We start from the raw sequence: 13,022 nt of genomic DNA, 5'->3' as shown, positions 1-13,022 counted from the left end.
CGAATTAATCGTATGCTTCAGCATTGGTTTTGTATAATAAGAAGGGTAGTGAAAAAAAGGAGGTTTATTGATGACAAAATTAGATGAAACGCTCACCATGCTGAAAGCGTTAACGGATGCAAAAGGGATACCGGGAAATGAGAGAGAAGTAAGACAAGTGATGAAATCATACATAGAACCATTTGCCGATGACGTCACAACAGACCGGCTGGGAAGCTTAATCGCCAAAAAAACCGGCAAAGAAAACGGTCCGAAAATCATGATCTCAGGGCATTTAGACGAAGTCGGTTTTATGGTGACGCAAATCACTGATAAAGGCTTTCTCCGCTTTCAAACCGTCGGCGGCTGGTGGTCTCAGGTCATGCTGGCCCAGCGCGTCACCGTCGTGACAAAAAAAGGGGACATCACGGGGATCATCGGTTCGAAACCGCCTCACATTCTGCCTCCTGACGCCAGAAAAAAAGCCGCCGATATTAAAGAGATGTTCATCGATATTGGGGCGTCCAGCCGTGAAGAAGCAATGGAATGGGGCGTTCTTCCGGGTGACCAGATTGTGCCGTATTTTGAATTTACAGTGATGAACAATGAAAAGCATTTATTGGCGAAAGCATGGGACAACCGTATCGGCTGTGCGATTGCCATCGATGTATTAAAAAATCTGAAAAACAGTGATCACCCCAATGAAGTATACGGGGTCGGAACGGTTCAAGAAGAAGTCGGGCTGCGCGGGGCGAAAACAGCGGCACATACGATCCAGCCTGATATCGCGTTCGGTGTGGATGTCGGAATTGCCGGAGATACACCGGGAATTTCTGAAAAAGAGGCGCAAAGCAAAATCGGCGAAGGGCCGCAAATTATTCTGTATGACGCGTCAATGGTATCTCACAAAGGGCTGCGCGACCTTGTCGTGAACACGGCGGAAGAAGCGGGAATTCCGTATCAATTCGATTCCATTGCCGGAGGGGGCACGGATTCAGGTTCCATTCATTTAACCGCAAACGGAGTGCCGGCGCTGTCCATTACGATCGCGACGCGCTACATTCACACTCATGCCGCTATTTTGCATCGGGATGATTATGAGAATACGGTAAAATTGATTACAGAAGTGATTAAAAAATTAGATCGGGAAACAGTTGACCGTATTACTTACCAATAAAGATACGGAAGAATCTGCTTTTTTAAGCAGATTCTTTTTTTTGTCTGTACAAATATGAGCCCTGCGTCTACAATAAGAGAAGACATAGAAAAATCTGACAACATGTTTTTGAAAGCGCTTTAAAAAAGGGGAGGGTTTACAAATGAAAAACAGATTCAGACGCATGATCCGCTTTTCGTGCGCAGCCGTTACAGCCGGGCTGCTGTTGATGTCTTCATCTCCGGCATCTGCCGCGTTTTGGGGGGCATCAAATGAATTGCTTCACGATCCGACAATGGCGAAGGAAGGAAACACGTGGTACGCTTTCGGAACCGGTTTGGAAGGGGAGAGGGGGCTTCGCGTCTTAAAGGCGGGCAGCGGCGGCGTATGGACCGTTCAGAAATCAATCTTTACTTCCCCGCTGTCATGGTGGGGCAATTATGTGCCGAATTACGGGCTGAATCAATGGGCCCCCGATGTTCAATATTATAACGGAAAGTATTGGCTGTATTATGCGGTTTCTTCATTCGGCAAAAATACCTCCGCGATCGGTCTTGCATCATCTGCAAGCCTCAGTTCGGGAAACTGGAAGGACGAAGGGCTCGTCATCCGTTCAACAAGCGCCGATAACTACAATGCAATTGATCCGGAGCTGACAATTGATAAAGACGGAAACCCTTGGCTTGCCTTCGGTTCTTTTTGGAGCGGCATTAAGCTGACAAAGCTTGATAAAAATACGATGAAACCGACGGGATCACTTTATTCCATCGCTGCCAGACCGAATAACGGCGGAGCTTTGGAAGCGCCGGCCATCACCTACCAGAACGGCTACTATTACTTAATGGTGTCGTTTGATAAATGCTGTTCAGGCGTGAATAGTACGTACAAAATCGCTTATGGAAGATCCAAAAGCATCACGGGCCCATATCTCGATAAAAGCGGGAAAAGCATGTCAGAAGGCGGAGGGACGATTCTTGACTCCGGCAATGACCGCTGGAAAGGCCCGGGCGGTCAAGACATTGTGAACGGGAATATTTTAGTGCGTCATGCGTATGATGCCGAAAACAGCGGAATTCCGAAGATGCTCATCAATGATATCGACTGGAGTTCAGGCTGGCCTTCCTATTAATTGATCAGCCGGGCATGTGTGTCCGGCTTTTTTACTTGCAATAAAAGATTGACAGGTTGATTCCTCCTTAACTATAATAAAATTGTTCGTACAAATAGAAGGATAAAAGTTTTATAGTTTATATTCATACGTATATTTCTAAAAATGCAAGCGCTTTATTTTGATGGAAAGGGGAAATGAATGTGCTTCAGAACAAAGAATATGAATTTTGGTTTGTAACGGGAAGCCAGCACTTATACGGAGAGGAAACGCTGCAGCTTGTCGATAAACACGCAAAGGGGATATGTGACGGTCTCAGCGGGGTGTCATCAAGATACAAGATCAGGCATAAACCGGTTGTCACGTCATCTGAAACGATCAGAGAGGTTTTGCGGGAAGCGCAGTATCAAGAAAACTGTGCGGGGGTCGTGACGTGGATGCATACATTTTCCCCTGCGAAAATGTGGATTGAAGGTCTTTCCGCTTTTCAAAAGCCGATGCTTCATCTGCATACCCAGTATCATCGCGACATCCCGTGGAAAACGATTGATATGGACTTTATGAACAGCAACCAATCCGCTCACGGAGACCGGGAATACGGATATATCCAGTCAAGAATGGGGCAGACGAGAAAAGTCATCGCAGGCTATTGGGATGATGAGGAAGTCAAACATGACATTTCGCAATGGATGAACACTGCTGCCGCTTGGAATGAAAGCAGGAATATTAAAGTAGCCCGGTTCGGCGACAATATGCGGAATGTGGCGGTTACTGACGGAGACAAAGTCGGCGCCCACATCCAATTCGGCTGGCAAGTTGACGGGTACGGAATCGGCGATCTTACCGAGGTGATGAACAACGTCACCGACGCAGAAATTGAGGCGCTTTATGAGGAATACGACAAATTGTATGTCATCAGCGACGAAACAAAACGGGATGAAGCAAAAGTTTCTTCCATTAAAGAACAGGCGAAAATTGAACTCGGATTAACGGCCTTTCTCGAACGGGGCGGATATACAGCGTTTTCGACCTCCTTTGAAGTTTTGCACGGAATGAAGCAGCTTCCGGGTCTTGCCGTTCAGCGTCTCATGGAAAAAGGGTACGGATTTGCCGGCGAAGGCGATTGGAAAACGGCTGCCCTTGTGCGAATGATGAAAATAATGGCGGACGGAGAACAAACCTCCTTCATGGAAGATTATACGTACCATTTTGAACCGGGGCGTGCGATGATTCTCGGATCACATATGCTTGAAGTATGTCCGACGATCGCCCTTGATCAGCCGAAAATCGAAGTTCATCCTCTCTCAATCGGAGGGAAGGAAGATCCGGCCCGGTTGGTCTTTAACGGAATCGGCGGTTCAGCCATCATCGCCAGCATCATTGATATCGGCGGGCGATTCCGTCTCATTCTGAATGAAGCGGAAGGCAGGGAAATTGATCATGATATGCCGAATCTCCCTGTGGCGCGGGTGCTGTGGAAGCCGGAGCCATCGCTGAAAACAGCTGCGGAAGCATGGATTTTGGCGGGAGGCGCCCACCATACCTGTATGTCCTTCCGGCTTACGGCTGAACAGATGCTTGACTGGGCTGAGATGGCAGGCATTGAAAGCATCTTTATTTCCCGCAATACCGAAATACATGAGCTGAAAAAAGAGCTGAAATGGAATGACGTATTATACCGGCTGGGAGGGAATTGATATGGCGTATACGATTGGTGTTGATTTCGGCACATTGTCCGGCCGGGCGGTGCTTGTCAATGTCCGCACGGGCGAAGAAATCGCGTCTGCGGTAAAAGAATACACTCATGCCGTCATCGACCGCACGCTGCCGAAGACGGGTGAAAAACTCCCTCGGGACTGGGCGCTTCAGCATCCTGCCGATTATATCGAAGTTCTGGAAACGGCGATTCCGAACCTGCTTGAGCAGGCGGGCGCTGATCCAAAAGACGTGATCGGCATAGGAATTGATTTTACCGCCTGCACGATTTTGCCGATAGACGGCGCGGGGCAGCCGCTTTGTATGCTGCCGGAATTTGAACGGGAGCCCCACAGTTATGTGAAGCTGTGGAAGCATCATGCGGCTCAAAAACATGCAGACCGTTTGAACACGATTGCCGAAGACACAAAAGAAACATTCCTTAAAAGATACGGCGGTAAAATTTCTTCTGAATGGATGATCCCGAAAATCATGCAAATCGCGGAAGAAGCGCCGCATATATACGAGGCGGCAGATCGGATTGTGGAAGCGGCAGACTGGATCGTCTATCAATTGTGCGGTTCATTGAAGCGAAGCAACTGCACGGCCGGCTACAAAGCAATCTGGAATGAGGAGACGGGGTATCCGCCGGATCATTTTTTCGAAAAGCTCAACCCGTTAATGAAAACGATTACAAAGGATAAATTAGGCGGTACCATTTATTCAGTCGGGGAAAAAGCAGGAGGTTTGACCGAAAAAATGGCGGAGCTGACCGGGCTTCTGCCGGGGACGGCCGTTGCCGTCGCCAATGTCGACGCTCACGTGTCAGTGCCCGCGGTCGGTATTACAGAGCCGGGGAAAATGCTGATGATCATGGGAACGTCTACCTGCCATGTGCTGCTCGGCGACGAAGAACATATCGTCCCCGGTATGTGCGGGGTCGTCAATAACGGCATCTTGCCCGGATATGCGGGATATGAAGCGGGGCAGTCCTGTGTCGGCGACCACTTTGAATGGTTCGTCAAAACGTGTGTTCCGAGAGACTATGAGAAGGAAGCTGAGGATAAACACATAGACATTCACGAGCTGCTCAGCAAAAAAGCAGCTGAACTTGTTCCGGGGGAAAGCGGCCTTCTCGCGCTTGACTGGTGGAACGGAAACCGGTCAACCTTGGTGGACGCCGATTTGACGGGCATGATGCTTGGCATGACGCTGCACACGAAGCCGGAAGAAATCTACAGGGCATTGATTGAAGCGACGGCGTTCGGAACGAGGATGATTATCGAAACGTTCCGGGAAAACGGCGTTCCGGTCGAAGAGCTTTACGCAGCCGGAGGAATCGCCGAAAAAAATCCGTTTGTCATGCAGATTTATGCAGACGTCACAAATATGGATATTAAATTATCCGGGTCTCCGCAGGCGCCTGCACTGGGCTCCGCGATTTTCGGAGCGCTCGCCGCGGGACGGGAAAACGGGGGATTCTCCAATATTGCTGAAGCATGCGCGCATATGGGGAAATTAAAAGACGGCTTTTATGCCCCGAACCCGGAAAGAGCTGAGATTTATGACAATTTATATGCGGAATATAAAGAGCTCGTACACTACTTCGGCAAAGAAAACAATGTCATGAAACGCCTGAAAGCCATTAAAAACCGTGATTTTGCAAAAGGAGGGAGCCGCCATGCTTGAAGCGTTAAAAGAAGAAGTGCTCGCCGCCAATCTGAAGCTTGAGGAACATAACCTTGTCACGTTTACATGGGGGAATGTCAGCGGCATTGACAGAGAGAGCGGGAGAATCGTCATTAAACCGAGCGGTGTCGATTACAGTGAGCTGACCGCTGACAAACTGGTCGTCCTGAATGAGGACGGAGACATTCTCGAAGGCTCGCTGAAACCGTCTTCTGACACGCCGACCCATCTTTATCTGTATAAAGCGTTTCCGGCTATCGGCGGAATCGTTCATACTCATTCCCGCTGGGCGACGAGCTGGGCACAGTCCGGAAGAGACATACCCGCTCTCGGAACGACTCACGCGGATTACTTTGAAAGCGCTATACCCTGTACGAGGGAAATGTATGAAGAAGAAATTGTGAAAGATTATGAATATCATACAGGCAAAGTCATAGCCGAAACCTTTCAAAACGAACCGTATGAACAAAATCCGGGTGTCCTCGTCCACAGCCACGGCCCGTTCTGCTGGGGAACGGACGCGCTGAATGCCCTGCATAACGCCGTTGTGCTCGAAACGGTAGCGGAAATGGCCTACCATTCGCTTATGCTGAACAAACAGCTCAGTCCGATCGACAGAGTGCTGCATGATAAGCATTTTTACAGAAAACACGGGGCGAATGCTTATTATGGCCAAACTTGACGCAGCCGGGTTTCTGATTGATTTAGACGGAACCGTATTCAGGGGGCGGGAGCTGATTGACGGCGCAAAAGAAGCCGTTCATACCCTTCAGTCACTGGGCAAAGCCGTTGTCTTTTTAAGCAACCGCGGCAATCTATCAAGAGCAATGTGCCGAAAGAAACTGCTGGGTGCCGGTATCCGCACGGATGAACGGAGCATCGTGCTGTCCTCCAGTGTGACGGCATCATTTTTAAAGAAGCATTATCCTTTGTCAAAGGTGTGGGTGTTAGGAGAGAAAGGGCTGACTGATGAACTCGCTTTAGCGGGTGTCGCCTTGGCGCAAAACCCGCAGGCGGCAGACTGGCTTGTCATCTCCCTGCATGAAACCGTCACCTATGAGGATCTGAATCTCGCTTTTAAGGCGGCTTCCTCCGGCGCGCGCATCATCGCCACGAACCGGGACCGCTCCTTTCCGAATGAAGGCGGCCATGCCATGGACGTCGCGGGAATGATCGGGGCCATTGAAGCATCCGCCGGAGCAAAAACGGAGCTTGTCATCGGCAAACCGTCTTGGCTGATGGCTGAGGCGGCATGTGAAGCGCTCGGACTTCCCCCTGAGGAATGCGCCATTATCGGAGACAGCCTCGAATCTGATATCGCAATGGGCAGGCTGTACGGAATGAAAAGCGTATTGGTTCTGACGGGGGCGGCCAAACTTGGGGAGCCCCGTCTATATGAACCTGACATCGTCCTTGATTCTATTAAAGACCTGACAGAATTAGCGAAGGAGGGAATCCTTTTATGAAACGTTCTCCTGAGGACATTCAATCCGAGTTTGACAAGGAAGGGGCCAGCCGCTCACCGATTCAAATAGAAGATATCGTGATCGGGTCGAATGCAAAAGAAGAGCTTCTCACATTTCTGCAAAAAAAATGCTGGAATCATCCGGTCATCGTCTGTGACCGGAACACGTACGAGGCGGCGGGACGTCTGCTTGCGGACGAATTGAGGGCAGGCGGGATCAAAGCGTCAAAAGTCATCATTCCGGAGCATGAAGCCGGGACCGCCGCGGCTGATGAGAGGACATTGGTCTATACGCTGATCAATCTCGCGGAAGAGACGGATGTCATCATTGCGGCCGGTTCAGGAACGATTCACGACATTACACGGTTTGCCGCCTGCCAGCGCGGATTGCCGTTTATCTCATTCCCCACCGCTCCGTCAGTCGACGGTTTTACATCGGCGGGAGCGCCGCTCATATTAAACGGAATCAAAACGACGATTCAAACGAAAGCGCCGATCGCCTTATTTGCGGATACGAATGTATTAAAAGAAGCGCCCCGTTCAATGACAGCCGCGGGCTTCGGAGACATGCTCGGAAAAATAACATCGCTGGCAGATTGGGAGATTTCCAGCAGGCTAGCGGGTGAGCCGTACTCAGAAGCCGGGGCGAAGCTTGTGAAAGACGCGCTTTGGCAGTGCATTGATCACCGCGCTGACATTGCCATGGGAACGGAGGCCGGCATTCAGATACTGATGGAAGCGCTGATCGTTTCGGGTCTTGTCATGCTTGCGCTTGACCACTCCCGCCCCGCCTCAGGAGGAGAACATCACATCTCGCATTGGATTGAGATGGAAATGCTGAAGGCAAAACAGCCTCCGATTCTCCACGGTGCGAAGGTCGGCTGTGCGTGCGCGGTGCTGAGTGATATTTACAAAGAACTGGCTTGTCACGAAAAGCTTGCTGAACTGCCGCCGCACTTTCGCGAGGCGATTCAATCTGCATATGAAGGGCTTCCCGACGGCAAAACAATTGCCGGGTGGCTCACATCTGCGGGGGGTCCCGCCTGTTTTGATGAGATCGGTGTAAAACAGGACCTTGTCAGCGATGCGCTTAAGCATGCGCACACACTGAGAGACCGTTATACCGGTTTAACCATCATAAATGAAAATGCAGCGCTCTTTGCACATCATTTGCATCAATAGCCGCACGGCCTAAAGTGGAAGGGGTAATGACATGAAAAAAACGACCGCTGTATGTTTGGTGCTGATGATGCTCTTCTTGTTTACCGCCGGCTGTTCACAAGAACGGACTGCCGGCCGGCCGGGAGAAACGGAGCTGACGTTTTGGACGTTTAACGGTCTGCACGAACAGTTTTATCAGGAAATGGTCAAAGAATGGAATCAGAAATATCCGGAGCGCAAAATCAAGCTGAATACCGTTGTTTATCCTTATGGACAAATGCATGATAATTTATCGGTTTCGCTGATCGCGGGTGAGGGGCTTCCCGATATAGCCGACGTGGAATTAAGCCGGTTCTCGAACTTTCTGAAGGGGAAGGATATCCCGCTTGCCGATCTGACGCCGCTGATTGAAAAAGACCGCGATAAGTTTGTGGAAGCGCGTCTGGCCTTGTACAGCAAAAACGGAAAATTGTACGGCCTTGATACACATGTGGGGACGACCGTCATGTTTTACAACATGGATATTATGAAAAAAGCGGGCGTTGATCCCGCCTCCATTAAGACATGGGAAGATTACCGGCGGGCAGGGAAAAAAGTGCATGAAGCATCTGGGAAACCGATGGGAACGGTTGAAACAAACGACTCCGCCACATTCCTATCCATGATTTCGCAGCAAGGGTCAGGCTACTACAGCAAAAACGGAAAATTGATTCTGAACAGCAAGACGAATACAGACACACTGAATTACGTAAAGGACATGGTAAATGATAAAACCCTTCTGCCGGCTCCCGGCGGCGGCCATCACAGCGAAGAATACTACGGTTTTATGAATCAGGGCGGGGCAGCCTCAGTGCTGATGCCCATTTGGTACATGGGACGGTTTATCGATTATATGCCTGATTTAAAAGGAAAAATGGCGATTTACCCTATGCCGGCCTGGAAAGAAGGCGGTGACAGATCAGCGGGTTTAGGCGGAACAGCCACCGTCGTGCCGAAGCAGGCTGAACATCTGAAGCTCGCGAAAGAATTTCTCGGTTTTGCGAAAGGTTCGAAGGAAGGGAATATAAAGCTTTGGACGGTGCTCGGCTTTGACCCGCTCCGCTGGGACGTGTGGGATTCAAAAGAATTGAAGGAGAAAAACAAGTACACGGATTTCTTCCGGAACGGTACGTCAATTTTTTCCTCGCTCCTTGAAATAAAAGATGAGATCAATCCGATTTATCTGCATGAAGACTTCTCTAAAGCGGCTGATCTCGTTGTCAGACAAGTGCTGTTCGATGCGCTGAAGACGCAGGAAAAAACACCTAAGGAAGCCTTGGACGAGGCGGCAGAGCAATTAGAGAAATAGGAGAAGCCGTCCTATTTAACAGTGAAAGCGGGGGAGCTTTTATGAGACCTGTAAAGACAGAGACAGCACAAACCGTTTCTGCAGTCCGGAAGAAGCCGCGCCGGCGCAATGTGCTGTATTCAAAAAAAGCGGCGCCTTATCTTTTTACGGCGCCATTTATCATTTCGTTTCTCGTTTTCTTTTTGTATCCGATCATCAGCGTGTTTATCATGAGCTTTCAGCGGATACTGCCGGGAGAAATTACATTTGTCGGGTTTTCCAATTATACCGCTCTTCTTAATCCAACCTTTTATACGGCATTATTTAACACATTGGAATATACCTTCTGGACGCTGATCGTGCTGATTCCGGTGCCGCTTCTTTTGGCGGTGATTCTGAATTCGAAGCTCGTCAGGTTCAGAAATGTGTTTAAATCGGCTCTGTTTGTACCGGCTTTAACATCGACGATCGTAGCGGGGATTATTTTCCGTCTGATGTTCGGAGAAATGAATACGTCGTTTGCAAACGAGCTGATGATGAAGCTTGGCGCATCACCCCAAAACTGGCTCAACAACAAAGGTACCGGCATGTTTTTAATGGTGCTGCTTGCGTCATGGAGGTGGATGGGCATTAACATTCTTTACTTTCTGGCCGGATTGCAAAACGTGCCGAAAGAATTGTATGAAGCGGCTGAAATTGACGGGGCGAGTACGTGGAAAAAGTTCCGGCATATTACCCTTCCATTTTTAAAGCCGGTGTCCGTTTATGTATTAACGATCAGTATTATCGGCGGTTTCAGAATGTTTGAGGAAAGCTATGTGCTTTGGCAGAATAATTCCCCGGGCAATATCGGCCTCACACTTGTCGGTTATTTATATCAGCAGGGGCTTGCATACAACGAAATGGGGTACGGGGCCGCAATCGGAATTGTCCTTTTGCTTGTCATCTTACTAGTCAGCCTTGTTTCACTGAAACTGTCCGGTTCGTTTAAAGGGGAGGGATAAGCGTTGCGTAACAATTACATGTTTTCCGTGTACAGAGTCGCGTTTACCTTGTTTTTTATCATGCTGAGCCTGTTGTATATCTTTCCGATGATCTGTCTATTGCTCGGTTCTTTAAAGCCGTCATCTGAGCTGATGCGCATCGGGCTGAATCTGCGTCTTGATCCGGATGTAATGAGCCTTGATAACTACACCTATTTGTTCAACGGGGGGAGCATTTATTTCAAATGGTTTTTTAACAGCCTGCTGCTCGGCGTTCTCACCACGGTTCTCACGCTGTTTTTTTCCTCTTTGATCGGCTACGGACTCGGTGTCTACGAATTTAAAGGCAGAAATATTATTTTCGTTCTTGTGCTGATCATTATGATGGTGCCTCTTGAAGTGATGATGCTTCCGTTGTTCAAATTGACGGTGGGTCTTCATTTGATCGATTCTTATACGGGGGTGATTCTGCCGTTTATTGTGTCGCCTGTCGCCGTGTTCTTTTTCCGGCAATATGCGCTCGGACTTCCGAAGGATCTGCTTGATTCAGCGAGAATGGACGGCTGCACCGAATTCGGCATTTTTTTCAGAATTATGGCACCCCTCATGAAACCGGCATTCGGGGCAATGATCATTCTTCAATCTTTAAACAGCTGGAATAACTTTTTATGGCCGCTGATCGTGCTTCGGTCGAAAGAAATGTTTACGCTTCCAATCGGACTTTCAGGGCTGCTGAGTCCGTACGGCAACAACTATGACATGCTGATTTCCGGGTCCGTTTTTGCGATACTGCCGGTGATCATCATATTCTTGTTTTTCCAAAAATACTTCATTTCCGGCCTCACAGTAGGCGGAGTGAAGGGATAGAGAGAGGGAGGAAATATAATGAAAAAAGCGGGGATTACAGCAGATAAAGAATATATCATCGGTGAAGTGGACAAACGGATGTACGGATCATTTATAGAACATATGGGCCGGGCGGTGTATGAAGGCATTTATGAGCCCGGACACCCGAAAGCCGACAAGGACGGCTTCAGAACAGACGTGCAGGAGTTAATCAAAGAATTGCAAGTGCCGTTCATCCGCTATCCGGGAGGGAATTTTCTCTCAGGCTACAATTGGGAAGACGGTGTCGGACCGGTGAAGGACCGCCCGCGGAGGCTTGATTTGGCATGGCAGACGACAGAAACGAACGAAGTGGGGACGAATGAATTTTTAACGTGGGCGAAAAAAGTGAACGCCGAAGTGAATATGGCGGTTAATCTCGGGACGAGAGGGATCGATGCCGCCCGGAATCTCGTCGAATACTGCAACCATCCTGAAGGGTCATACTGGAGCGACTTACGAAAATCGCACGGATATGAAAAACCTTACGGCATCAAAACATGGTGCTTAGGAAATGAGATGGACGGCCCTTGGCAGATCGGTCATAAAACGGCGCATGAATACGGACGGCTCGCTGCTGAAACGGCAAAGGTGATGAAATGGACGGACCCGGCGATCGAATTGGTGGCTTGCGGAAGCTCAAACAGCGGCATGCCGTCCTTCATTGAGTGGGAGGCCGAGGTGCTTGAGCATACGTACGAGCATGTGGATTACATCTCACTGCATACGTATTACGGCAACCATGAAAATGATCTTGAGAACTATTTGGCGAAGTCGATGGATTTAGACCATTTTATTAAATCCGTCACAGCCGTATGTGATTATATGAAAGCGAAAAAACGCAGCAAAAAAACGATTCACCTTTCTTTAGATGAATGGAATGTGTGGTATCACTCAAATGAAGCGGATAAAAAAGTGGAGCCATGGATTACGGCCCGGCCGATTCTTGAAGACATCTACAATTTTGAAGATGCGCTGTTGATCGGTTCACTGCTGATTACGATGCTGCAGCATGCGGACAGACTGAAGATCGCCTGTCTCGCCCAGCTTGTCAACGTAATTGCGCCTATCATGACTGAAAAGGGCGGAGAAGCATGGAGACAGCCGATCTTTTATCCTTACATGCACGCCTCTGTCTACGGGAGAGGGACTTCAATGAAGCTGCTGATCACCTCCCCGAAATACGACTCAGCGGATTTTACGGATGTACCGTATGTTGATGCCGCGGCCGTTTACCATGAAGAGGATGAAGCACTGACCATTTTTGCCGTCAACAAAAGCAAGGAACTGATGGAAACGGAGATAAGGCTGAGGGGGTTTGAAGATTACCGCATCATTGAGCATATCGTGCTGGAGCATCAGGATATGAAAGCGACCAATCAAAAAAACAGAAAAGAAGTCATTCCGCACTCCAACGGAACGTCTTCGGCAAATGCTGAAGGGATAACGGCTCATTTTACTCCGCTGTCCTGGAATGTCATCCGTTTATCAGGAAAATAATGTTCCGAAAAGCCGGGCTGCGCTGCCGGCTTTTTTTTTACGCAAAAATCATCTCCTGTTATCTGATAATTGTG

Annotated in this window: 11 protein-coding genes; all 11 read left to right on the top strand. The window is 49.0% G+C overall.

Annotated elements, in window-relative coordinates; genetic code table 11:
• Positions 1 to 70: 70 nt before the first annotated feature.
• Positions 71 to 1,156, top strand: a complete 1,086-nt coding sequence (locus tag G9F75_RS04685; protein WP_007408096.1) for a M42 family metallopeptidase — start codon at positions 71 to 73, stop codon at positions 1,154 to 1,156.
• 142 nt (positions 1,157 to 1,298) lie between these two features.
• Positions 1,299 to 2,264, top strand: coding sequence for an arabinan endo-1,5-alpha-L-arabinosidase AbnA (gene abnA, locus G9F75_RS04680; RefSeq protein WP_021494425.1), 966 nt, complete (start codon positions 1,299 to 1,301; stop codon positions 2,262 to 2,264).
• Between the two features lie 182 nt (positions 2,265 to 2,446).
• Entirely contained in the window at positions 2,447 to 3,940 is a 1,494-nt protein-coding gene (gene araA, locus G9F75_RS04675; protein ID WP_167408945.1) for an L-arabinose isomerase, read from the top strand.
• A 1-nt stretch (position 3,941) separates the two neighbouring features.
• On the top strand, positions 3,942 to 5,627 hold the full coding sequence (gene araB, locus G9F75_RS04670; protein ID WP_167408944.1) for a ribulokinase: 1,686 nt from the start codon (positions 3,942 to 3,944) through the stop codon (positions 5,625 to 5,627).
• On the top strand, positions 5,620 to 6,309 hold the full coding sequence (gene araD, locus G9F75_RS04665) for an L-ribulose-5-phosphate 4-epimerase (protein WP_003152509.1): 690 nt from the start codon (positions 5,620 to 5,622) through the stop codon (positions 6,307 to 6,309). Before araB ends, araD begins: the two co-directional genes overlap by 8 nt.
• Entirely contained in the window at positions 6,287 to 7,093 is an 807-nt protein-coding gene (locus tag G9F75_RS04660; RefSeq protein ID WP_370530869.1) for a sugar-phosphatase AraL, read from the top strand. Before araD ends, G9F75_RS04660 begins: the two co-directional genes overlap by 23 nt.
• Positions 7,090 to 8,274 carry a sn-glycerol-1-phosphate dehydrogenase gene (locus G9F75_RS04655; protein WP_025649711.1) on the top strand — a complete coding sequence of 395 codons (1,185 nt, stop codon included), beginning with the start codon at positions 7,090 to 7,092 and terminating at the stop codon, positions 8,272 to 8,274. Before G9F75_RS04660 ends, G9F75_RS04655 begins: the two co-directional genes overlap by 4 nt.
• 31 nt (positions 8,275 to 8,305) lie before the next feature.
• Positions 8,306 to 9,601 (top strand): arabinooligosaccharides ABC transporter substrate-binding protein AraN, encoded by a 1,296-nt coding sequence (gene araN / locus G9F75_RS04650; protein ID WP_123117381.1) that lies wholly within the window; start codon positions 8,306 to 8,308, stop codon positions 9,599 to 9,601.
• Positions 9,602 to 9,642: 41 nt separating this feature from the next.
• On the top strand, positions 9,643 to 10,584 hold the full coding sequence (gene araP / locus G9F75_RS04645; RefSeq protein WP_167408943.1) for an arabinooligosaccharides ABC transporter permease AraP: 942 nt from the start codon (positions 9,643 to 9,645) through the stop codon (positions 10,582 to 10,584).
• Between the two features lie 18 nt (positions 10,585 to 10,602).
• A complete protein-coding gene (araQ, locus tag G9F75_RS04640; RefSeq protein ID WP_007612991.1) occupies positions 10,603 to 11,430 on the top strand; it encodes an arabinooligosaccharides ABC transporter permease AraQ in 828 nt (275 codons plus the stop codon).
• An 18-nt stretch (positions 11,431 to 11,448) separates the two neighbouring features.
• Positions 11,449 to 12,948 carry an arabinosylfuranosidase ArfA gene (gene arfA, locus G9F75_RS04635; protein WP_167408942.1) on the top strand — a complete coding sequence of 500 codons (1,500 nt, stop codon included), beginning with the start codon at positions 11,449 to 11,451 and terminating at the stop codon, positions 12,946 to 12,948.
• Positions 12,949 to 13,022: the final 74 nt, after the last annotated feature.

Origin of the sequence: Bacillus sp. EKM208B (genome assembly GCF_011800725.1) — a bacterium.
Lineage (GTDB): Bacteria > Bacillota > Bacilli > Bacillales > Bacillaceae > Bacillus > Bacillus velezensis.
Note: the sequence above shows the minus strand (reverse complement) of the source record. Positions and strands in the feature narration are given on the sequence as shown.

Bases quoted from the DNA above. Each gene is read 5' to 3' on its own strand.
- abnA (WP_021494425.1), top strand. From the start codon at position 1,299: ATGAAAAACAGATTCAGACGCATGATCCGCTTTTCGTGCGCAGCCGTT.
- araN (WP_123117381.1), top strand. From the start codon at position 8,306: ATGAAAAAAACGACCGCTGTATGTTTGGTGCTGATGATGCTCTTCTTG.
- araP (WP_167408943.1), top strand. From the start codon at position 9,643: ATGAGACCTGTAAAGACAGAGACAGCACAAACCGTTTCTGCAGTCCGG.
- G9F75_RS04685 (WP_007408096.1), top strand. From the start codon at position 71: ATGACAAAATTAGATGAAACGCTCACCATGCTGAAAGCGTTAACGGAT.
- G9F75_RS04660 (WP_370530869.1), top strand. From the start codon at position 6,287: ATGCTTATTATGGCCAAACTTGACGCAGCCGGGTTTCTGATTGATTTA.
- araQ (WP_007612991.1), top strand. From the start codon at position 10,603: ATGTTTTCCGTGTACAGAGTCGCGTTTACCTTGTTTTTTATCATGCTG.
- arfA (WP_167408942.1), top strand. From the start codon at position 11,449: ATGAAAAAAGCGGGGATTACAGCAGATAAAGAATATATCATCGGTGAA.
- G9F75_RS04655 (WP_025649711.1), top strand. From the start codon at position 7,090: ATGAAACGTTCTCCTGAGGACATTCAATCCGAGTTTGACAAGGAAGGG.
- araD (WP_003152509.1), top strand. From the start codon at position 5,620: ATGCTTGAAGCGTTAAAAGAAGAAGTGCTCGCCGCCAATCTGAAGCTT.
- araB (WP_167408944.1), top strand. From the start codon at position 3,942: ATGGCGTATACGATTGGTGTTGATTTCGGCACATTGTCCGGCCGGGCG.